Below are 21538 nucleotides of genomic sequence, written 5' to 3'. Positions count from 1 at the left end.
GCGGCCTGACCCTGGCCGGCACCACCTACCAGTCGCGCCTGCTGGTGGGCACCGGTAAATACAAGGATTTCGAGGAAACGCGCCTCGCCATCGAAGAGAGCGGCGCCGAAATCGTCACCGTCACCATCCGGCGCGTGAATATCGGCCAGGAAAAGGGCGAGCCGAACCTGCTCGACTTCATTCCGCCGTCGAAATACACGATCCTGCCCAACACGGGCGGCTGCTACAACGCGCGCGACGCCGTCTATACCTTGCAGCTGGCGCGCGAGCTGCTGGGCGGCCATCCGCTGTGCAAGCTGGAAGTGCTGGGCGATGAAAAGACCCTGTTCCCGAACATGCCGGAAACGTTAAAGGCGGCGGAACAGCTGGTGCGCGACGGCTTCCAGGTGATGGTGTATTGCAGCGACGACCCCATCCAGGCGCGCATGCTGGAAGACCTCGGCTGCATCGCCGTCATGCCGCTGGCGTCCCTGATCGGCTCGGGCATGGGCATACTCAATCCTTGGAACTTGTCGCTGATCATCGAGCAAGCCCGTGTGCCCGTGCTGGTCGATGCCGGTGTCGGCACGGCGTCGGACGCCGCCATCGCCATGGAACTCGGTTGCGACGGCATTTTGATGAATACCGCCATTGCGGCGGCGCGCGAGCCTATCCGCATGGCGCGCGCCATGAAACTGGCAGTGCAGGGCGGACGCGAGGCCTATCTGGCCGGACGCATGCCCCGGAGAGCGGGCGTCATGAGCGCTTCGCCCTCGTCGCCGATGGCCGGGCTGATCGCCTGAGCCGCCGCATTTGCCGCAGTTTGCAGCACCGTTGTTGATTCTGTTTGAAGCACCCATAAAAACCACAATACCTGGAGATGACATGAAACACACACTCGTAGCGGCAGCAATTTTCGCCACATTCTTCGCCGGCAGCGCCGGCGCCCAGTCGTCCGTCACCGTGTACGGCTTGCTCGACGCGGGCTTCACGTCCGAGCACGGCGGCGCGGACGGTTCCGTCACCAAGCTGGCCACCGGCGTGCAGTCGGGCAGCCGCATCGGCTTCAAGGGCACGGAAGACCTGGGCAATAACTTGAAAGCCAACTTCCTGCTGGAAAATGGCCTCGACGTGGACACGGGCGCCAACCGCCAGGGCGCCTTGTTCGGGCGCAAGGCCTACGTGGGCCTGTCCGGCGGCTTCGGCACCGTGAACCTGGGCTTGCAGCACAACCCGCTGTTCACCGCGCTGGACAATATCGACCCCTTCGAGACGGGCATGACGGGCGCCTCGATCAACCTGATGAGCGTGGCCAGCCTGCGCACGAAAAACTCCATCATGTACGAGACGCCGAAGGTGAAGGGCCTGTCGGCATCGATCATGTATGGCCTCGGTGAAAAGCCGGACAGCAATACCCTGGGCCGCACCATCGACTTTTCCATCGACTACGCCAACGGTCCGCTCGTGCTGACGCTGGCGCATGACAACCGCAAGGATACGCCGCTGAACACGGCGAAAGTCACCTTGTTGGGCGGCACTTACGACTTCGGTCCCGCCAAGCTGCACGCCGCGTATGAAACGGACAAGGACGATGCGGGCACGGATTTCCGCAACTACATGCTGGGCGCGTCGGCCCCCGTGGGCGCGGCGGGCAGCGTTATGGCCTCGTATATCCGCAAGGATGACCGCACGAATGCGCGCCGCGGCGGGCGCCAGCTGGCCATCGGCTACACCTATGCCTTGTCGAAGCGCACCAACCTGTACACCTCATACGGGCGCATCAGCAACGATGGCGGGGGCACCAACTTCGTCGGCGACGCATCGAGCGGCGGCAGCGTGCCCTTGCCTGGGCATAACTCGAGCGCCTTCACGGCCGGCATGCGCCTGAAGTTCTAAACGCGGCAGTGCAGGTGGCGATGGCGGCTTGTCTGTTGCGGATAAGCCGCCATTGTTGTTTCAGGAATGGGTCTAAGTCACGGATTCCGGATTCAGGAATGAAACAGTCCGATTTTTCATGAATTTTCATTGACAGCGCATTTCGCAACCGTTAAATTGAACACGTATTTCAAATATCGGAACAAAATATACCGATTTTTTATAAAACCGTAAGGAGACTGAGCCATGACCGATTTGTCCGACCAAAAAGCCGCCGCAGCCGCCGCAGTGCATCCACCCGCTCCTGTAGGCCCGCAAAAGATGACGCCGTCCGAAGCGTTCGTGGAAACCCTGGCCGCCAATGGCGTGACCGACATGTTCGGCATCATGGGCTCGGCCTTCATGGACCCGATGGATATCTTTGCCCCGGCCGGCATCCGCCTGATTCCCGTCGTGCACGAGCAGGGCGCCGGCCACATGGCTGACGGCTATGCCCGCGTCTCGGGCCGCCATGGCGTTGTCATCGGCCAGAACGGCCCCGGCATCAGCAATTGCGTCACGGCCATTGCCGCCGCCTACTGGGCGCACACCCCGGTCGTGATCATCACGCCGGAAACAGGCACGATGAGCATGGGCCTGGGCGGCTTCCAGGAAGCGAACCAGCTGCCGATGTTCGAGGAATTTACGAAATATCAAGGCCACGTGACCAATCCTGCCCGCATGGCGGAATTCACGGGCCGCTGCTTTGACCGCGCCATGTCGGAAATGGGGCCGACGCAACTGAACATCCCGCGCGACTATTTTTATGGCGAAATCAAGGCCGAGATTCCAAAACCGAACCGCCTGGACCGCGGCGCCGGCGGCGAGCAAAGCCTGAACGATGCGGCGGAGCTCCTGGCCAAGGCCAAGTTCCCCGTGATTATCTCGGGCGGCGGCGTCGTCATGGGCGAAGCGATCGACGAGTGCAAGGCCCTGGCCGAGCGCCTCGGCGCGCCCGTGGTGAACAGCTATCTGCATAACGACTCGTTTCCCGCCAGCCACCCGCTGTGGTGCGGTCCGCTCGGCTATCAAGGCTCGAAAGCGGCCATGAAACTGATCGCCCAGGCCGACGTCGTCGTCGCCCTCGGTTCGCGCCTGGGGCCGTTCGGCACCTTGCCGCAGCACGGCATGGATTACTGGCCGAAGAATGCCAAGATCATCCAGATCGACGCCGACAACAAGATGCTCGGTTTGGTGAAAAAGATTTCGGTCGGTATCTGCGGCGATGCCAAGGCGGCCGCGAAAGCCATCCTGTCCCGCCTCGATGGCAAGACGCTCGACTGCGATGCCACGCGCGACGCGCGCTATGCCACCGTGCAAGCGGAAAAGGCCGCATGGGAAGAGGAGTTGACCAACTGGACCCATGAAAAAGATGCGTACAGCCTGGACATGATCGAAGAGCAGAAGAAAGAGCCGGGCAACTACCTGCACCCGCGCCAGGTCTTGCGCGAGCTGGAAAAAGCCATGCCGGAAGACGTGATGGTGTCGACCGACATCGGCAACATCAATTCGGTGGCCAATAGTTACTTGCGCTTTGAAAAGCCGCGCAGCTTCTTTGCGGCAATGAGCTTTGGCAACTGCGGCTATGCCTTCCCGACCATCATCGGCGCGAAAGTGGCGGCTCCCCACCGTCCGGCCGTGTCGTATGCGGGCGACGGCGCCTGGGGCATGAGCCTGATGGAAACGATGACCTGCGTGCGCCACAACATTCCCGTGACGGCCGTGGTGTTCCACAACCGCCAGTGGGGCGCGGAGAAGAAGAACCAGGTCGATTTCTACAACCGCCGTTTCGTCGCCGGCGAGCTCGACAACCAGAGCTTCGCCGAGATCGCGCGGGCCATGGGCGCCGAAGGCATCACGGTCGACAAGCTGGAAGACGTGGGGCCGGCCCTGAAGAAGGCGATCGACATGCAGATGAATGAAGGCAAGACGACCATCATCGAAATCATGTGCACGCGCGAGCTGGGTGACCCGTTCCGCCGCGATGCGCTGAGCAAGCCGGTGCGTCATCTGGATAAGTATAAAGACTACGTTTGATGCGCTGAGGTTGTTGGATTACGCCTTTCAGGCTAATCCAACCTACCCAACCTACGCGACTGTGTAGGTCGGATTAGCCGGGCAAAGCCCGGCGTCATCCGACACCACCCGGGCAGTAGCCAGGCCCGGCGTCATCCGACGCCATCCCGACCGATCCTTGTATGACCCCGGCTTGCCGGGTTTTATGTGCCGGAACCATCTTTATGCTTCCATGGTTCCGGCACTTTTTTACCGAATTGGAGTACCCATGAAAGCCCTGCACCGCATCATCGAGCAAGCCCGCGCCGTGCCGAAAAACATCGTGTTGTGCGAGGGCGACGATGCGCGCGTGCTGCAGGCTGCCGCGCGTGCCGCTGCCGAAGGCCTGGCGCACATCACCCTCGTCGGCAAGCCGGCCGCCATCCTCGCCCTGGCGCAGGAGCACGGACTGGACCTGGACGCGGTGCGCCTGGTCGATCCGGCCACGTCCGACGAGTCGGAACACTATGCCCAGCAATTGTTTGTGCTGCGTCAAGCCAAGGGTATGACGGTGGAGCAGGCGCGCATCGCCGTGCAGGATCCGCTGTGCTACGCCAACCTGATGGTGCGCCTGGGCGACGCCGACGGCTGCGTGGCGGGGGCCGTGCACACGACGGCCGACGTGGTGCGCAGTGCCATCCAGATCATCGGCGTCGACCCGGCCTTCAAGCTCGTGTCGAGCTTTTTCCTGATGATGCTGTGCGAACCGTTTCACAGCCTGAAGGGCGGATTCATCTTTTCCGACTGCGCCCTCGTCGTTGACCCGAAGGCCGAGGAATTGGCCGACATCGCCATGGCCGCCGCCGACAGCGCGCAAGCCTTGCTGATGGAAGAACCGCGGGTCGCCATGCTGTCGTTTTCCACCAGCGGCAGCGCCCACCACGCGGCCGTTGACAAGGTGCATGCGGCCACGGACCGGGTCAAGGCCCAGCGTCCGCTGCTGGCCATCGATGGCGACGTGCAGCTGGACGCGGCCATCGTGGCCGAGATTTCCCAGAGAAAAGTCAAGGATTCCGTCGTCAACGGCCGCGCCAACGTGCTGGTGTTCCCGAACTTGGACGCGGGCAATATCGGCTACAAGCTGGCCGAACGCATGGGCGGCGCCGTCGCCATCGGCCCCTTGCTGCAAGGCTTGAACAAGCCGGCCAACGATCTGTCGCGCGGCTGCAGCGCCGACGACGTCTACAACGTCATTGCCGTGACGGCCGTGCAGGCCCAGGGTGGGCGCTGAGTTGTTCAGCCTGCCCGTGCTGGCGTTGCTGGGCGTGGTGGCGGCCGGCACGTATTTCCAGACCGTCACGGGCTTTGGCCTGGGCATGATCGTCATGGGCGTGGCCAGCGGCCTCGGCCTGGCGCCCGTGCCCGCGCTGGCGGCCCTCGTCAGTTTGTTGTCCCTGGCCAATTGCCTGGTGGCCTTGCCGGGCGCCTTGCACCACCTGGACTGGCGCGCCATCCGCGCCGCCAGCATCGGCTTGCTGCCGGCCATGGCGGCCGGCGTGTTGCTGTTGGGATATCTGGACCAGGCATATGCGCCCGTGCTGAAACTGTTGCTGGGCGCAGCCATCGTGTATGGCGGCGTCAGCATCCTGCTGCAGGCGCCGCCGGGACCGGGCGCGGCGGACAAGCGCAGCTTTTTCATCAGCGGCGTGTGCGGCGGCCTGTTCTCGGGTCTGTTTTCGCTGGCCGGCCCGCCGCTCGTGTACCAGTTTTATCGCCAGGAAATGAGTTTGACCACCATCCGCTACAGCCTGATCTTTTTGTTCGCCATCAGCGCGGGCGGGCGCTCGCTGATGGCGGGCAGCCAGGGCCAGCTCGACGCGAAAGTCTTGCTGCTGTGCGCGCTGGCCTTGCCCGTCGGCGTGCTGGCCACCATGGCAGGCAAGCGCTACCCGCCGCCGATCGCCCAGCGCGGCATGCGCCGCATCGCGTTTGCCGTGCTGACCGCCATCGGCCTCTCGCTGATGGCGGCGGCCGTGCCGCAGTTGCTCAGGCCTTGAACGTCAATAAAGGTTTCAAGCGCGCCACCGATTGCAGCAAGCCCGCTTCCTCCTGCGCGGCGATGACGGGACCGATCTTTTTATAGGCCATCGGCGCTTCCTCGACGCGGCGTTCCTCGCGCAGGGTCACGCACTGGAAGGTCATCTCGTCGCCGCCCACCGTGGGCCGGATGGCGCGCATGGCTTGCCTGCGGATGCTGCGCCCCGCGCCGTGCGAGCACGACCACAGCCAGTCGGGGTTGCCCATCCCCGTTGCCACATAGGAATAGTCGCCCATGGAGCCGGGGATCAGCGCCAGGTCGCCCTCGCGCGCCGGCGTGGCGCCCTTGCGGTGGATGTTCATGCCATGCTCGCGCAGGATGACGTTGTGCGGCACGTCCACCACCAGGCGCGATTGATCCTGCGCAAACACTTGCGACAGGCTGTCGCGCACCAGTTCGGCCAATACCATGCGGTTGACCCAGGCGTAGCGCGAGGCCACGCCCATGGCATCCATGTATTCGCCGGCCAGTTCGCCCGTCAAGCCGTACAGGCCAGACTGCGGGTGGCGCACGCCTTTCGGCCACGCCTCCCTGGCGCGGTCCATCCAGCGGCTGCCGACGAAAAAACCCACGTCGCGGCTGCCGCTGTGGATCATGACGACCACTTCGCCGGGCACCAGCCCGTGCCGGTACGCAGCGTGGCGGTCCATGACCGTATCGACCAGCTGGATTTCCACGAAATGGTTGCCCGATCCCGTCGTGCCCAGGCTGGGGTCGCGTATCACTTCGCGCGTGCCCACCAGCGCTTCGGGCGCATGGCGCAAGCCGCCGCCCAGTTCGCGCAGGGCGATGCAAGCGTCGAGCTCGCGCAACAAACGCTCCTTGTCGACGCGGGGCCACAGGCCGCACATGCCATCCTTGTGCAGGCTGTCGATGAACGCTTCCGGTCCCACGTCGAACAGGGCGGCAAACGCCTTCGAGCGCAGCGGCACGTTGCGGCCGTCTTCCAGCAACACGTGTTTGAGCTTGCTCAATAGCTGCGGCTTGCGCGCTTCGAACTGGGCCAGGGTCAGGCCCGTCGTGATCAGGCGCATGCCGCAGGCGATGTCCGTGCCGGGAATGGCGGGGATCACCATGTCGGGGCTGGTGGCGACGATGCTGCCGACGGGCGCGATGCTGCCAGGGTGGAAGTCGGGCGTGGCGCAGGCCTTGCACACATGGCCATCCTGGCCCGGCACGGCGACGGCGGCAAACTCCATCAGCTGGCGCACGGCTTTTTCCTCGAGGGGAAAGTTGTGGGGCAGCAGCACGGACGCCTGGGCGTGCGGATTGCTGAGTGTATAAATGCCGTCGGCATAGGCGACGGCGATGCCCTGGCGGCGCAGGGCTTTTTGTAATCTGGATATGGGAAACACGATTCTGCTCCGGAAATAACGAATGCACGGCCCTTTTGCAAGGGCCATGTTTGTTTTCCACGCAGCAGCGACAGGAAGTGCCGCCAGCTTAGCAAATTTTGCGGGGATTGCAAAGCGAGGGATGCGCACGATAGGATGAGCCACTTGCAAAATAATCAAACAGCCTTTATATTCGCGGTTCTTTCTCGAACCTCTTCCTTATTGGAGCCAAAAGTGCCTCGCTTCTTCGCCATCACCTGCTAACGCTGACGAAATGCTCTCTGCAGCATCGTTCGGCGCGTTGACGCCCCCGATTGCTGCGGCACTGTTTTTGCTCTTTCCGCACACGTATCCAGGACCACCGTCCTGATCGTCCACGCCCGAACACGTCGTCAGCACCCCTGACCCTGTATGGACACGCCCCGGTGAACGCGGCGTGGGACGCTATGTTTTTACAATCTTTGCCTTTATTTAAATACCCGCGCACGCCGCACCTGGAAGGCTCGCGCCTGCAGGACGGCGACGACGGTTCCGACCAGATGCCCCTGAAAAAGCTGGCCGGCCGATACGTCGTCATCGAGGAAAAAATCGATGGCGCCAACTCCGCCGTGTCGTTCAGCGATGCGGGCGAGGTGCTGCTGCAGTCGCGCGGCCACTACCTGGCGGGCGGCGGCAGCGAACGCCAGTTCAACCTGTTGAAACCGTGGGCCCATGCGCATGAGCACGCCTTGCTGCATATGCTTGAAGATCAATTTGTGCTGTTTGGCGAGTGGTCTTACAGCAAGCATTCCGTGTTTTACGACCGCCTGCCCCATTATTTCAACGAGTTCGACGTGTATTGCCGCCGCAGCCAGATGTTTTTGTCGACGGCGCGCCGCCGCGCCATGCTGGCCGGCTCGCCCGTGCTGTCGGTCCCCGTGCTGTATGCGGGCACCATGCCCGCGTCGCCGAAACAGCTGTGGCAGCTGCTGCGCCATTCGCTGGCCAAGTCCCTGCTGTGGCGCGACGCTTTCGAAGGCGTGGTGGCGCGCGAGCGCTTGCCGCTGGACCTGTGCTGGAAGCAGACGGACAAGTCCGACCACGCGGAAGGCCTGTACCTGAAAGTGGAAGACGACGCGCAAGTGCTGGCCCGCTACAAGCTGGTGCGGCATGACTTTACGCAAACCATCCTCGACAGCGGTTCGCACCACAGCACGCGGCCATTGATCCCGAACCTGCTGGCCGACGGCGTCGACCTGTACGCGCCGCAGCCGCTGGTGACGTGGGAAAGCCTGGGCTTGCATACTTGCCAGTCGCTCGACGAACTGGCAGCCTTCTCAAGGAGTATGAAATGATGAACTGGAAAACCCTGCAGCAACTGGTGCCCACAGCGGGCCAGTCGCCCGACTTCAGCGCCTGCCTGGCCGCTTTCCCGCAGCTGGAACTGGCGAAGACGACGCCGCAAAACCCCGTGTACCACGCGGAAGGCGATGTGTGGACGCATACCATGATGGCGGTGGAATCCTTGCTGGGCATGCTTGAATATCAGCAAGCGACGCGGGCGGAACAGGAAATCGTGTTCTTGGCCGCCTTGCTGCACGACGTGGCCAAGTGCAGCACGACGGTGATCGACCCCGTGACGGGCGCCATCGGCCAGCCCGGCCACTCGCGCAAGGGCGCGCTCGATGCGCGCATCGCCCTGTGGGACTACGACGTGCCGTTTGCCGCGCGCGAGGAAATCTGCCGCTTGATTAACGTGCACCAGGTGCCGTTCTTTGCGCTGGAACAATCGCGGCGCGGCGTGACGCCGGAATTTACCGTGCGCGAACTGTCGTGGCAAGTCGATATCCGCCTGCTGGCCATGCTGGCCGAGGCCGATATCCGCGGCCGCATCTGCCCGGACCCGCAGCGCATCCTCGACGCCATCGAGCTGTTCCGCGAACTGGCGCGCGAGGAAGGCTGCTATGGCCAGCGCAGGGTCTTCGTCGACGACCACACGCGCGTGAAGTACTTTCGCGGCGCCGAGGCGCATCCCGATTATTCCCTGTTCCAGGAGCCGGGTTCGCGCGTGATCGTCATGTCGGGCTTGCCCGCGTCCGGCAAGAATACCTGGGTGGACAAGCACCATCCGCGCCTGCCCGTCGTGTCGTTTGACGATGCGCGGACGGCCTTAGGCTTGAAGCATGGCAAGAACGAGGGGCAGGTGGGCGACTATGCGGAAGAGCGGGCGCGCGAACTGCTGCGCAAGCACGAACCGTTCGTGTGGAACGCCACGCATCTGTCCAAGCTGATGCGCGAGAAGACGCTCAACCTGCTGTACAAATACCATGCGCAGGTGGAGCTCGTGTACCTGGAACAGCCGCGCAAGGAATTACTCCGACGCAACGGCCAGCGCGACACCTCGCTCAGCAACAAGAAGCTGCAAGCGATGCTGTGGAACTGGGAAATCCCGCTGCCGATGGAAGCGCATGCCGTGCGTTACTGCGTCGAATGAGGCGCCAGCAACGGCGCGGCGCTCTCTTCGTCCCGCTGCATGATCGTTGCATGGGAAATCAAAATAACAATACTTATTTTTAAAATTGCAACAAACTGAGTATATTGTGAATCTTTCATTTATTACAATGAATTGTCTGGTTAGCTGAATGGCCGGGCTGTGGCGCGAGGGACCTCCCTCGCGCTTCCTGCGTGAATCACTGCGTGATCCACTCTTCCTCATTGAATGAACAGGAGTCATCGATGCAAAAATCTCTCATCGCACTGGCCGCAGCCGCCGTGCTAAGCCTTGGCGCTGCATCTTCCGCGCAGGCGGCCACCCAGACCATCAGCTTCAGCGCCGACCGCGCCCTGGGCGCCACCAATTGGTCAGATACCCTGGGGCTGGGCAAGTTCGACAGCAGCCTGGGCACCTTGACGTCGATCAAATTCCATCTGGAAGGGGGCGTGCAGGGCAGCGGCAGGGCGGAAAGCCTGGATGCGGGCGCTTCCGACGTGACCCTGAGCCTGGCCTCGCTGCTGACCTTGTACCGTCCCGACAATTCCACCCTGCTGGTGGCCAATCCGCTGTTCACGCAGACATTCGCCCTGAGCGCCTTTGATGGCAGCATCGATTTCGCGGGGACTTCGGGCGCGGACACGGGGCCCCGCTCGAGCACGGGGTCGAATAGCTACACGACCGCCAGCGCCAGCGACTTTGCCCTGTTTTCCTCGGCGGGCGGCGGTTTGATTTACCTGGGCTTGAATGCCATCGGTTCCTCGACGGGCAGCGGCGCGGGCAATTTGCTGACGCAGTTCCAGACGGCCGCTTCCGGCCGCGTGGCAGTGACGTATGAATACGTGAGCGCCGTGCCGGAACCGGAAACCTATGTGATGCTGCTGACGGGGCTGGCGCTGGCCGGCGTGATGATGCGGCGCCGCAAGCCCCGCGCCTGATCAGCGCCGGCTGCGCCCGGCAACCAGCTGGGCGATCTCGCTGAACAGTTCATTGTTCAGCGAGGCGGGCAGGGTGGTGGCCAGGCTGCGGCTGTAGTAAGCGCCCAGGTCCAGTCCCAGTCCCAGCCCGCAGATTTCCACGGCGCCCTGCGCTTCGCGGCGCGCCACCACCTGTTTCAGATGTTGCGCCAGGTAAAACTCGTCGTTGGCCAGATTCGTAGCTGTATCCATCGGGCAACCGTCTGATACGACGAGCAGGATGCGCCGCCGCTCCGGGCGTGCCAGCATGCGCTTGCACGCCCAATCCACGGCTTCGCCATCGACGCCTTCGCGGTACAGGTCCGCCTTCAGCAGGGCGGCGATGTCAGGCCGCGCGCGGCGCCAGTTCGTCTCGCCATCCTTGAAGACCATATGCACGAGTTCATTCAAGCGGCCCGGATGGGCGGGCGAACGGGCGCGCATCCAGTCGCGCTTGACGCGGCCCCCGTTCCAGGCGCCCGTCGTAAAGCCCAGCAATTCCGTCGTGATGCCGGCCTGATCCAGTGCGCGCAGCAATATGTCGAGCAGCACGGCCACGGATTCCGCATGCGTCTTCATGGAGCCGGAGCAATCGACGAGAAAGGTGACGAGGCAATCGGCCTGCGGCAGGAATTGTTCCTTGCGGAACAAGCGGCGCTCGGACGGCGAGCTGATCAGCTGTGCCAGGCGCCTGCCGTCGATATAGCCCTCTTCCTCGCCGAACGACCAGCCGTCGCGTTGGGGCACGGCCAGCAATTGCGTGAAGCGCCGCGCCAGGCGCGCCGTGTTGATGCCGAGGCTGGCGATGCGCGCATCCATGCGTTCGCGGTACTCGAGCAGCAGGGCGCGGCGCACGAGCTCGCCCGCCTTGTCTTCGCGGTCGTAGCTTGTGGAGTACGCCTTGTAGCCGCCATCGCCGTCGCTGAAGGCGCGGCTGTCGCCCAGCGGGGCGGCATCGGGAACATTGTCGTTATCGCTGTCGAAATCGAGCAGCAGCTTGAAGGCCGCCTGCGCCTTCGCGTCGCCCCCGTCGTCCTGGCTGCCGTCGCGCGCCGCCTGCGCCTCTTTCAGCATGGCGTCGACGGCATGGGCGATGGCCAGTGCGTGGCGGGCAAAGGCAAGCTGGTCGGCGCGGTGGCGGCGTAAGCCCGCCAGGTCGCCGCTCAGCTGCGAGGACAGGGACCAGCGCGTCGCCTCGATGAAATCTTCCGTCTTTTCCAGCACGGGCCTGGCCGTCAGGCGTGACCAGCACATCTGGAACACGGTGTACAAGAGCAAACCCGACGCGCCTTCGGCCAGGCCGGAATCGTAGAACGCGTGCGACCATGCAGTAAAGCGGTGGCGCAGGTTGGCGATGACGCCGGCATGCTGATCCGGCGCAAGCGTTTCCACTCTTAACTGTTCCAGCAGCTCGAAGACGAGCCGCGCCACGGGTTCGACCGGGCACAGCGACTTGTGCAGGGCCGCATCCGTGTGCAGCAGGCGCAGGGCCACGCTGTCGGCCGCGCCGCGCAGCGAGGGCAAATCCTGCAGCGCCGCATCGGGCTGCAGATGGGCGGCGTGGATGGGCAGGGGGCGGTGGCCGTCGTGCAGGCGCCGGCCCCGGTAGCGGATCGCCGCTAGGCCGCTCAGCGCCCGGATGGCGCCCGCGCACAACTCGTCCGTTTCCTGCTGCGCGCGCGTGTAGGGGGCAGGCGCCGTCGCTTCGGCGTTCATGGCGCCGTCGCCAGCAATTCCTCATTGAAACAGCGCTGGTAATACTCGGCCACCATGGGCCGCTCGGCCTCGTCGCATTTGTTGAGGAAGGAAAGGCGGAAGGCCAGGGCCGGGTCGCGGAAGATCTGGCAATTCTCCGCCCAGGTGATTACCGTGCGCGGCGACATCAGGCATGCCAGGTCACCCGCCGCATAGCCGTGGCGCGTGAGGCTGGCCACGGCCACCATGCGGCTTGCCAGCTGGCGGCCCGCCGCGTCATTCATGGCGGGGACACGCGCCAGCACGATGTCCGTTTCTTCGTCCTGCGGCAAATAGTTCAATGTGGCAACGATATTCCAGCGGTCGATCTGCGCGTGGTTGAGCACTTGCGTGCCGTGGTACATGCCGTTCAGGTTGCCCAGGCCCACCGTGTTCGAGGTGGCGAACAGGCGGAAATGGGGATGGGGCGTGATGACCCTGTTCTGGTCGAGCAAGGTAAACTTGCCATCGCGCTCGAGGATGCGCTGGATGACGAACATCACGTCGGGGCGGCCCGCGTCGTACTCGTCGAAGATCAGGGCCACGGGGCGTTGCAAGGACCAGGGCACGATGCCTTCCTCGAATTCCGTCACCTGCTGCTGTTCGCGCAGCACGATGGCATCCTTGCCGACCAGGTCCAGGCGGCTGATGTGGCCATCGAGGTTGACCCGCACGCAGGGCCAGTTCAGGCGCGCCGCCACCTGCTCGATATGCGTGGACTTGCCCGTGCCGTGCAAGCCTTGCACCATCACGCGGCGGTTGTGCGTGAAGCCGGCGAGTATCGCCAGGGTCACGTCCTTGTTGAAGCGGTAGGCGGGATCGATGTCGGGCACGTGCGGATCGCGTTCCGTGAAGACGGGCACGAGCAGGTCGCTGTCGATGTGGAACAGGCTGCGCACGGACTGCAAGGTTTGCGCTGCGGCGGCGGGGGGATGTTGGCGTGAATCTGGCACCTTGTTCTCCTGGTCAAGCCGCAGCATGGGTGCCGCAGCGGTTATGAATTACCTGTCTGCAATGCGTCGTCGTCCCCGCCCGTCGTCGGCATGGTTTCCGATTCGATGGCGGCCAGGGCTTGCGCGGCGCGTTGCAATGCTGGCAAGAAATGTAAAGCCTTGTCGTGCGTCAAACGGATGATGGGCGCCTGGATCGCCACGGCCAGGTTCGAGCGGCCGTTCGGGTTCGGCACCAGCACGGCCACGCACAGCAGGCCGGGCAGGAATTCCTCGTCGTCCAGCGCATAGCCGTTGCGGCGCACCAGTTCCAGTTCGCGTTCCAGCTTGGCGGGGTCCGTTTCCGTCTTGTCCGTAAAGCGCGTCAATTCCATGTGGCCCAGCAGGCGGCGCCGTTGCACGGGCGTCATCTGCGCCAGGAACAGCTTGCCGCTGGACGAGCAGTGGGCCGGCACCCGTGAACCGGGATGCAGGTAGAAGCGCAGCGGGGCCGCCGTTTCCACGCGGTCCAGGTACACCACTTCGCTGCCGCTGAAGGCCGTCAGGTTGCAGCTTTCGCCCACTTCCTCGACCAGCTGGCGCAAGACCATGCGGCGGGCGCCATGGAAGGTGTTGTTAATCAAGAGGTTAGACGCCAGGCGGCGCAGGCGCACACCCGTGCTGTAGTGGCGGCCGTCGCTTTCGCGCTGCAGCACGCCCACGCTTTCCAGCTGTTGCAGCATGCGGTGCAGTGTGGGTTTCGGCAGCCCCGTTTCTTCCACCAGCGCTTGCAGCGACAGCAGTTGGTCTTTTTCGGCAATCACTTCCAGCAAGGCAAACAAACGCATCGTGGGCGTGTCGCCTTCCAGTTTTTCCGGCTCAAGTTTTGGGGATGAAATCATGTCCATGGTGGCCTCGGTTGGGTATCTGAGTGTTACATCAGCTTATTTCATTTTCGAACTCAAATTGTACCGTTTCCTCGAAATTCTGTTTGACTTTTGATTGCCGAACGCTTAAATTGAATTGTATATCAAATTTCGGAACAAAATATACCGTTTTTTGATAAATAAATTGATAAATACGCTGCAGTTCATTACCACAGACCAGGAGACACCCATGAATGACATGACCGAGCAAAAAGCCGCCGCAGCCGCGATACCTGTAGGCCCGCAAAAGATGACGCCGTCCGAAGCGTTCGTGGAAACCCTGGCCGCCAATGGCGTGACCGACATGTTCGGCATCATGGGCTCGGCCTTCATGGACCCGATGGATATCTTTGCCCCGGCCGGCATCCGCCTGATTCCCGTCGTGCACGAGCAGGGCGCCGGCCACATGGCTGACGGCTATGCCCGCGTCTCGGGCCGCCATGGCGTTGTCATCGGCCAGAACGGCCCCGGCATCAGCAATTGCGTCACGGCCATTGCCGCCGCCTACTGGGCGCACACCCCGGTCGTGATCATCACGCCGGAAACGGGCACGATGAGCATGGGCCTGGGCGGCTTCCAGGAAGCGAACCAGCTGCCGATGTTCGAGGAATTTACGAAATATCAAGGCCACGTGACCAATCCTGCCCGCATGGCGGAATTCACGGGCCGCTGCTTTGACCGCGCCATGTCGGAAATGGGGCCGACGCAACTGAACATCCCGCGCGACTATTTTTATGGCGAAATCAAGGCCGAGATTCCAAAACCGAACCGCCTGGACCGCGGCGCCGGCGGCGAGCAAAGCCTCGATGATGCGGCGGAGCTCCTGGCCAAGGCCAAGTTCCCCGTGATTATCTCGGGCGGCGGCGTCGTCATGGGCGAAGCGATCGACGAGTGCAAGGCCCTGGCCGAGCGCCTCGGCGCGCCCGTGGTGAACAGCTATCTGCATAACGACTCGTTTCCCGCCAGCCACCCGCTGTGGTGCGGTCCGCTCGGCTATCAAGGCTCGAAAGCGGCGATGAAACTGATCGCCCAGGCCGACGTCGTCGTCGCCCTCGGTTCGCGCCTGGGACCGTTCGGCACCCTGCCGCAGCACGGCATGGATTACTGGCCGAAGAATGCCAAGATCATCCAGATCGACGCCGACAACAAGATGCTCGGTTTGGTGAAAAAGATTTCGGTGGGCATCTGCGGCGACGCCAAGGCGGCCGCCAAAGCCATCCTGTCCCGCCTGGACGGCAAGACGCTCGACTGCGATGCCACGCGCGACGCGCGCTACGCCACCGTGCAAGCGGAAAAGGCCGCATGGGAAGAGGAGCTGACCAACTGGACCCATGAAAAGGATGCCTACAGCCTGGATATGATCGAAGAGCAGAAGAAGGAGCCGGGCAACTATCTGCACCCGCGCCAGGTGCTGCGCGAGCTGGAAAAAGCCATGCCGGAAGACGTGATGGTATCGACCGACATCGGCAACATCAACTCGGTGGCCAACAGCTATCTGCGCTTCGAAAAGCCGCGCAGCTTCTTTGCGGCGATGAGCTTTGGCAACTGCGGCTATGCCTTCCCGACCATCATCGGCGCCAAGGTGGCCGCACCGCACCGTCCGGCCGTGTCGTATGCGGGCGACGGCGCCTGGGGCATGAGTTTGATGGAAACGATGACCTGCGTGCGCCACAACATTCCCGTGACGGCCGTGGTATTCCACAACCGCCAGTGGGGCGCGGAAAAGAAGAACCAGGTGGATTTCTACAACCGCCGCTTCGTCGCCGGCGAGCTCGACAACCAGAGCTTCGCCGAGATCGCGCGGGCCATGGGCGCCGAAGGCATCACGGTCGACAAGCTGGAGGACGTGGGGCCGGCCCTGAAGAAGGCGATCGACATGCAGATGAATGAAGGCAAGACGACCATCATCGAAATCATGTGCACGCGCGAGCTGGGCGACCCGTTCCGCCGCGATGCGCTGAGCAAGCCGGTGCGTCATCTGGATAAGTATAAAGACTACGTTTGATGCGCTGAGGTTGTTGGATTACGCCTTTCAGGCTAATCCAACCTACCCAACCTGCCCAACCTACGCGACTGTGTAGGTCGGATTAGCCGGGCGAAAGCCCGGCGTAATCCGACAAAGCGTTGTGACCAAATTCTCACAGATTGTCACGAAAACATCATAATTTCATTAAAGAATACAAGGCGTCCCGTTTTTTGGATTATTTGATTTGACAAGGCCATGCTTAAGGCTTAAATTCAATAAAAGACAAAAAACGGAACGTAGCGTATCAAAAACGATTTACGGAGACCACCATGAACCACCCTGTACCGCACACCGACGCCGTCACCATCGACTTCCTGCAAGCGTTCGGCGATGCCTGGAACCGCCACGATATCGAGGCCTTGATGGCCGCCATGGCCGACGACTGCGAATTCCACGCTGTGGCCGGTCCTGACTTGCTGGGCAAGAGTTTCATCGGCCGCGACGCCGTGCGCGCCGGTTTCGAGCTGGCCTGGCAAACCTTTCCCGACGCGGCCTGGCTGAACCCCGTGCATTTCGTCAGCGGCCAGCGCGGCGTGACGGAATCGACCTTTGCCGGCACCAAGGCGGACGGCACGCGCATCGAGGCGCGCATGGTCGACATCTTTACTTTCCGCGATGGCAAGATCGCCGTGAAGAACGCCTTCCGCAAGGATCGCCCACCCGTCGTCAAAGCTTAAGCCAGCACGTTCACCAGGAATGATCATGAACAAACCTGTCGACACCCCATCTGACGTACTGGGCAACAGCACCGCCGCCCGCACGGCCTACGATCCCGCCTACGATCCGCTGGTGGCCCAGCGGCCCGGCCACGGCAATGCCTACGCGCCCACCTACTGGATCGGCACGGCCGGCGAGCCGCCCGCCGACGACGGTCCCATCACGCATGACATCGACGTCGACGTGGCGATCATCGGCTCGGGTTTTACCGGTCTCTCCTGCGCCATCTTCCTGGCCCAGGAACACGGCATCAAGGCCACCGTGCTGGAAGCGAACCGGGTCAGCTGGGGCTGCAGCACGCGCAACGGCGGCCAGGCCCAGTGCACGACGGGCCGCCTGAAGCGCTCGCAGTGGATCGCGCGATACGGCATGGACACGGCCCTCAAGCTGCACACGGAAGTGTGCGACGCCATGGAAACCTTCAAGAAGATCACGGCCGACATCGATTGCGACCCGCAGCCGGGCGGCCACCTGTACATCGCCCACAAGGCGAAAGCCATGCCCGCGCTGGAAAAAGAAGCCAAGGTCATGCGCGACATCTTCAAGTACGACGCGCGCATCCTCGACGCCGACACCGTCAAGCGCGAGTATGTGGACGACAAGGAAGCGGCGGGCGCCCTGCATGAGCCGGAAGGCATCGGCATCCACGCGGGCAAGCTGGCCTTCGGCTACCTGCGCAAGGCGCGCGCGCTGGGCGCCAAAGTGCATCCATCGAGTCCCGTGATGGGTTGGGAGACGCGCAACGGCGTGCATTACCTGCAAACGCCGGGCGGCGTGGTGCGTGCCCGCTCCGTGGCCGTGGCCACGGGCGGCTACACCTCGCCCCACCTGCATGCGCAAGTGAAGAACCGGCTGCTGCCGATTTTGTCGAATTCCATCGTCACGCGCCCGTTGACCCCGGCGGAAATCGAGGCGTGCAATTTCCGCACCCACCAGGTGATCACGGATACGCGCATCCTGCGCCACTACTACCGCTTGATGCCGGACAACCGCGTGCAGATCGGCAGCCGCAGCGCCATCACGGGCGCCGACGCGCCGGACGACAGATATAAACAGTTTTTGATCAACGATCTGCACCGCAAGTTCCCCGCGCTGACCGGTATTCCCATCGATTACTCGTGGTGGGGCTGGGTCGACGTCAGCCACGACATGATGCCGCGCATCGTGCAACCGGACCCGAAGCAATCGATCTTCTATTCGCTCGGCTACGGCGGCAACGGCGTCATGTATTCGGCACAGGCGGGCCGGCGCATGGCCGAGCGCATCGCGGGCAAGGCCAGCGACACGGGCTTGCCGATCTTTAATTCGAAATTGCCGTATCCCAACATGATGGAACTGGTCGAGTCGCAGGCGTTCGCCCCGTTCCGCCGCCTGGGCCAGCGCTTCCTGTACCGCTGGTATCACTTGAAGGATGAAGTGTTTTAAATAGCAGCAGCCGTACTAAGCCGCCGTATGGTTGACAAAGAGCAACCAGCGGCGCCATCCGCAAGGATGAGATTGCCCGAACGTTCACACATAACAATAACTTGGAGTGAGACATGAACACAAATACGAGCAAAACGGTTTTTTCAACGATGCGCCGCGCCGTCCTCGGCACCCTGGTGCTGGGCGTGGCGGTCGCATCGAGCGGCACGGCCTTCGCGCAGGGCAAGGAAGTGACGATTGCCTATCAGGAAATCAACGGTCCCTTCCTAGTGGCGATCGCCAGCGGCGAGGTGGAAAAGACCACCGGCTACAAAATCAACTGGCGCAAGTTCGATTCGGGCGCCAAGGTGGCCACCGGCATGGCTTCCGGCGACGTGCAGATCGGCGTCATCGGTTCGAGCCCATTGACGGCGGCCGTCAGCCGCGGCGTCGACTTGCAGCTGTTCTGGATCATCGACGACATCAACGAAGCCGAAGCGATGGTGGCCCGCAATGGCGCCGGCATCAGCAAACCGACCGACTTGCGCGGCAAGAAGATCGCCGTGCCGTTTGTTTCCACCACACACTTCCACACCATGTTCGCGCTGGAAACGTGGGGCATCAAGCCCACGGAAGTGAAATTGCTCAACATGCAGCCGAACCAGATCGCCGCCGCCTGGGAGCGGGGCGATATCGACGCGGCCTTCGTGTGGGACCCGGCCTTGAGCAAACTCAAGCAAAACGGCAAGGTGCTCGTTACTTCCGGCGAACTGAGCAAGAAGGGCAAGGCCACGTTTGACGGCATGGCCGTCGAGCGCGCCTGGGGCGAGGCGAATGCCGATTTCATGGCCAAGTTCGTCAAGGTGATGGCCGCTGCCGACGCCGACTACCGTGCCAATCCGAAGGCGTGGACCATCGATTCCCCGCAAGTCAAAGCCAACGTCAAGCATTCGGGCGCGGCTGCCAAGGACGTGGCAGCTTCCGTGGCCCTGTACGCCTATCCATCGTTGCAGGAACAGGCTTCGCCGGCCTGGCTCGGTGGCGGCGCGAAGGGCGGCGTGGCGCAAGCCTTGCTGGCCACGGCGCAATTTTTGAAGGGCGAAGGCAAGATCGATACGCTGGCCCCTGACTACGCCAAATATGTGACACCCAAGTATGCACAGGCCGCCGGCCTGCTGAAGTAAACGTTGTGCGATGGCGCGCCTGCGGGCGCGCTGACTGAACAGAGTGCGTTGAACAGAACTGTGGGGACACGATGGAAAATCTGTACGTCAAGGATGTCAGCGTGATTTATCCGGGCAAGACGGCCGGTGAACGCGTACATGCCTTAAATAATATCAATCTCACCATCAATAGCGGCGACTTCGTCGTCGCGCTCGGTGCTTCCGGCTGCGGCAAGACAACCTTGCTGAGCCTGATGGCGGGCTTTATTGCCCCGTCCAAGGGGGAAATCATGCTCGGGGACAATAAGGTGGAAGGGCCTGGCGCCGACCGCGGCGTGGTGTTCCAGAAACATGCCTTGCTGCCGTGGCTGAACGTGATGGAAAATGTGGAATTCGGCCTGAAGCTGCAAGGCGTGCCGAAAGCCGTGCGGCGCGAACAGGCGGCCAAGAACCTGGCGCTCGTGGGCTTGAAGGACTTTCACGACAATATGATCTACCAGTTGTCCGGCGGCATGCAGCAAAGGGTGGGCATCGCCCGCGCGCTGACGTGCAATCCCGCCATGCTGCTGATGGATGAACCGATGGCGGCGCTCGATGCGCTGACGCGCGAAACCATCCAGGAGTTGCTGCTCGATATCTGGGCCAAGTCCAGCACCATGTTCTTCTTCATTACCCACAGCGTCGACGAGGCGCTGTTCCTGGCGAACCGGCTGATCGTCATGTCGCCCCGTCCGGGCCGCATCACGCACACGTATGAACTCGATTTCAACAAGCGCTTCCTCGAATGCCGCGATGCGCGCGCCGTGAAATCGAGCCCGGACTTCATCAAGATGCGCGAAACCGTGCTCAACATCATTTATGGCGACGAGCGCGCCGTCAATAAAGAGCTGGAGGTGTCCCATGCATAGCCCATCCGTCGTGGGATTTCCTCCCACTACCGCCAAGCGCGCCGGTTTCTTTGGCCGCCTGTTCGCTCCCCGCTGCGCCATGCCCGGCGAAGCGTTCGGCGCGCCGGGGCAGGGCAATTCCAGCCGCATCGCCACCGTCACCGTCATCGCCGTGCTCTTGCTGTGGTTTGGCGTGACGGCCAGCGGCCTCGTGAAACCGCTGTTCCTGCCGTCGCCGCAAGCTGTCTATGAAAAATTCATCATGGCGGCCACCACCGGTTTCGGCGGCGCCACCCTGTGGGAACACACGGTGGCCAGCCTGGTGCGCGTGTTTGGCGCATTCGGCCTGGCCTGTGTGCTGGCCATTCCCATCGGCGTGATGATGGGCGTGAACCGCGTGGCGCGCGGCATCTTCGATCCCTTGATCGAGTTCTACCGTCCGTTGCCGCCGCTCGCTTACTTGCCACTGGTCATCATCTGGTTCGGCATCGGCGAGTTTTCGAAGGTCTACCTGATCTTCCTGGCCATCTTCGCGCCGATGGCCATCGCGGCCCGCGCCGGCGTCAGCTCCGTGTCGCTGGAGCAAATCCACGCCGCGTACTCGATGGGCGCCACCCGTTTCCAGGTGATCGTGCACGTGATCCTGCGCGCGGCGATTCCGGAAATCCTCACCGGCATGCGCATCGGCATCGGCGTGGGCTGGACCACCCTGGTGGCGGGCGAGATGGTGGCGGCCACGCGCGGTCTCGGCTACATGGTGCTCAGCGCTTCCGAGTTCCTGGCCAGCGATGTGGTGATCATGGGCATCATCGTGATCGGCTTCTTCGCTTTCCTGTTTGATTTGATGATGCGCTACCTCGAACGTACCCTCGTGCCATGGAAGGGCAAGGTGTAAGACGTTCCCGGGAGTGGCGCTAATGCCACAAGTGTTGCCGCCGCTCCCATTTTTTAACCAGCAATAACTGAGCCATACCCCGTACGTATCCTCCAGCGCGCTTGCCCCTTG

The 21538-nt window shown here is 62.7% G+C and carries 18 protein-coding genes; 14 read left to right on the top strand and 4 right to left on the bottom strand.

Annotated elements, in window-relative coordinates:
- The first annotated feature begins 5 nt into the window (after positions 1–5).
- From ACRHIG_RS24415 to ACRHIG_RS24395, 5 genes are all read left to right on the top strand, one after another.
- Entirely contained in the window at positions 6–782 is a 777-nt protein-coding gene (locus tag ACRHIG_RS24415; RefSeq protein ID WP_489630867.1) for a thiazole synthase, read from the top strand.
- Between the two features lie 82 nt (positions 783–864).
- On the top strand, positions 865–1875 hold the full coding sequence (locus ACRHIG_RS24410) for a porin (protein WP_489628194.1): 1011 nt from the start codon (positions 865–867) through the stop codon (positions 1873–1875).
- Between the two features lie 300 nt (positions 1876–2175).
- Positions 2176–3930: a sulfoacetaldehyde acetyltransferase gene (xsc, locus tag ACRHIG_RS24405; protein ID WP_475413725.1), complete on the top strand. Its 1755-nt coding sequence runs from the start codon at positions 2176–2178 to the stop codon at positions 3928–3930.
- Between the two features lie 247 nt (positions 3931–4177).
- The gene (gene pta / locus ACRHIG_RS24400; protein ID WP_489628193.1) at positions 4178–5179 is read left to right on the top strand and encodes a phosphate acetyltransferase; all 1002 of its coding nucleotides are present in this window, start codon (positions 4178–4180) and stop codon (positions 5177–5179) included.
- A gap of 1 nt (position 5180) precedes the next feature.
- The gene (locus tag ACRHIG_RS24395; protein ID WP_475413619.1) at positions 5181–5945 is read left to right on the top strand and encodes a TSUP family transporter; all 765 of its coding nucleotides are present in this window, start codon (positions 5181–5183) and stop codon (positions 5943–5945) included.
- Here ACRHIG_RS24395 and ACRHIG_RS24390 read toward each other — a convergent pair.
- Complete coding sequence (locus tag ACRHIG_RS24390; protein ID WP_489628192.1) at positions 5935–7341, bottom strand: RtcB family protein; 1407 nt, start codon at positions 7339–7341, stop codon at positions 5935–5937. The genes ACRHIG_RS24395 and ACRHIG_RS24390 overlap by 11 nt on opposite strands.
- 425 nt (positions 7342–7766) lie before the next feature.
- On the opposite strand from ACRHIG_RS24390, the gene ACRHIG_RS24385 reads away from it, so the two are divergent.
- The 3 genes from ACRHIG_RS24385 (at position 7767) to ACRHIG_RS24375 (ending at position 10728) form a co-directional block, all read left to right on the top strand.
- Positions 7767–8654, top strand: a complete 888-nt coding sequence (locus ACRHIG_RS24385) for an RNA ligase family protein (protein WP_489628191.1) — start codon at positions 7767–7769, stop codon at positions 8652–8654.
- Positions 8651–9793, top strand: a complete 1143-nt coding sequence (locus ACRHIG_RS24380) for an AAA family ATPase (protein WP_489628190.1) — start codon at positions 8651–8653, stop codon at positions 9791–9793. The genes ACRHIG_RS24385 and ACRHIG_RS24380 overlap by 4 nt, the downstream gene beginning before the upstream one ends.
- A gap of 242 nt (positions 9794–10035) precedes the next feature.
- On the top strand, positions 10036–10728 hold the full coding sequence (locus ACRHIG_RS24375) for a choice-of-anchor E domain-containing protein (RefSeq protein ID WP_489628189.1): 693 nt from the start codon (positions 10036–10038) through the stop codon (positions 10726–10728).
- Here ACRHIG_RS24375 and ACRHIG_RS24370 read toward each other — a convergent pair whose 3' ends face one another.
- Genes ACRHIG_RS24370 through ACRHIG_RS24360 form a run of 3 tightly spaced genes read right to left on the bottom strand, consistent with a single transcriptional unit; the run spans position 10729 to position 14311 of the window.
- The gene (locus ACRHIG_RS24370) at positions 10729–12462 is read right to left on the bottom strand and encodes a cobaltochelatase CobT-related protein (protein ID WP_489628188.1); all 1734 of its coding nucleotides are present in this window, start codon (positions 12460–12462) and stop codon (positions 10729–10731) included.
- Positions 12459–13433 (bottom strand): AAA family ATPase, encoded by a 975-nt coding sequence (locus tag ACRHIG_RS24365; RefSeq protein WP_489628187.1) that lies wholly within the window; start codon positions 13431–13433, stop codon positions 12459–12461. Before ACRHIG_RS24365 ends, ACRHIG_RS24370 begins: the two co-directional genes overlap by 4 nt.
- A gap of 41 nt (positions 13434–13474) precedes the next feature.
- A complete protein-coding gene (locus tag ACRHIG_RS24360) occupies positions 13475–14311 on the bottom strand; it encodes an IclR family transcriptional regulator (protein WP_475413612.1) in 837 nt (278 codons plus the stop codon).
- Positions 14312–14534: 223 nt separating this feature from the next.
- Between ACRHIG_RS24360 and xsc (ACRHIG_RS24355) the strand changes: the two genes are divergently transcribed.
- The 6 genes from xsc (ACRHIG_RS24355) (at position 14535) to ACRHIG_RS24330 (ending at position 21427) form a co-directional block, all read left to right on the top strand.
- Positions 14535–16340: a sulfoacetaldehyde acetyltransferase gene (gene xsc, locus ACRHIG_RS24355; RefSeq protein ID WP_489630866.1), complete on the top strand. Its 1806-nt coding sequence runs from the start codon at positions 14535–14537 to the stop codon at positions 16338–16340.
- Between the two features lie 290 nt (positions 16341–16630).
- Positions 16631–17038, top strand: coding sequence for a nuclear transport factor 2 family protein (locus ACRHIG_RS24350; RefSeq protein ID WP_230541661.1), 408 nt, complete (start codon positions 16631–16633; stop codon positions 17036–17038).
- Between the two features lie 25 nt (positions 17039–17063).
- Entirely contained in the window at positions 17064–18503 is a 1440-nt protein-coding gene (locus ACRHIG_RS24345) for an NAD(P)/FAD-dependent oxidoreductase (protein WP_489628186.1), read from the top strand.
- Positions 18504–18616: 113 nt separating this feature from the next.
- Positions 18617–19666: a taurine ABC transporter substrate-binding protein gene (gene tauA, locus ACRHIG_RS24340; RefSeq protein ID WP_489628185.1), complete on the top strand. Its 1050-nt coding sequence runs from the start codon at positions 18617–18619 to the stop codon at positions 19664–19666.
- Positions 19667–19737: 71 nt separating this feature from the next.
- Complete coding sequence (locus ACRHIG_RS24335; RefSeq protein ID WP_489628184.1) at positions 19738–20553, top strand: taurine ABC transporter ATP-binding protein; 816 nt, start codon at positions 19738–19740, stop codon at positions 20551–20553.
- Between the two features lie 79 nt (positions 20554–20632).
- Entirely contained in the window at positions 20633–21427 is a 795-nt protein-coding gene (locus ACRHIG_RS24330) for an ABC transporter permease subunit (RefSeq protein ID WP_475413723.1), read from the top strand.
- Positions 21428–21538 lie beyond the last annotated feature (111 nt).

The organism is Janthinobacterium sp. C22 (assembly GCF_057919405.1).
Note: the sequence above shows the minus strand (reverse complement) of the source record. Positions and strands in the feature narration are given on the sequence as shown.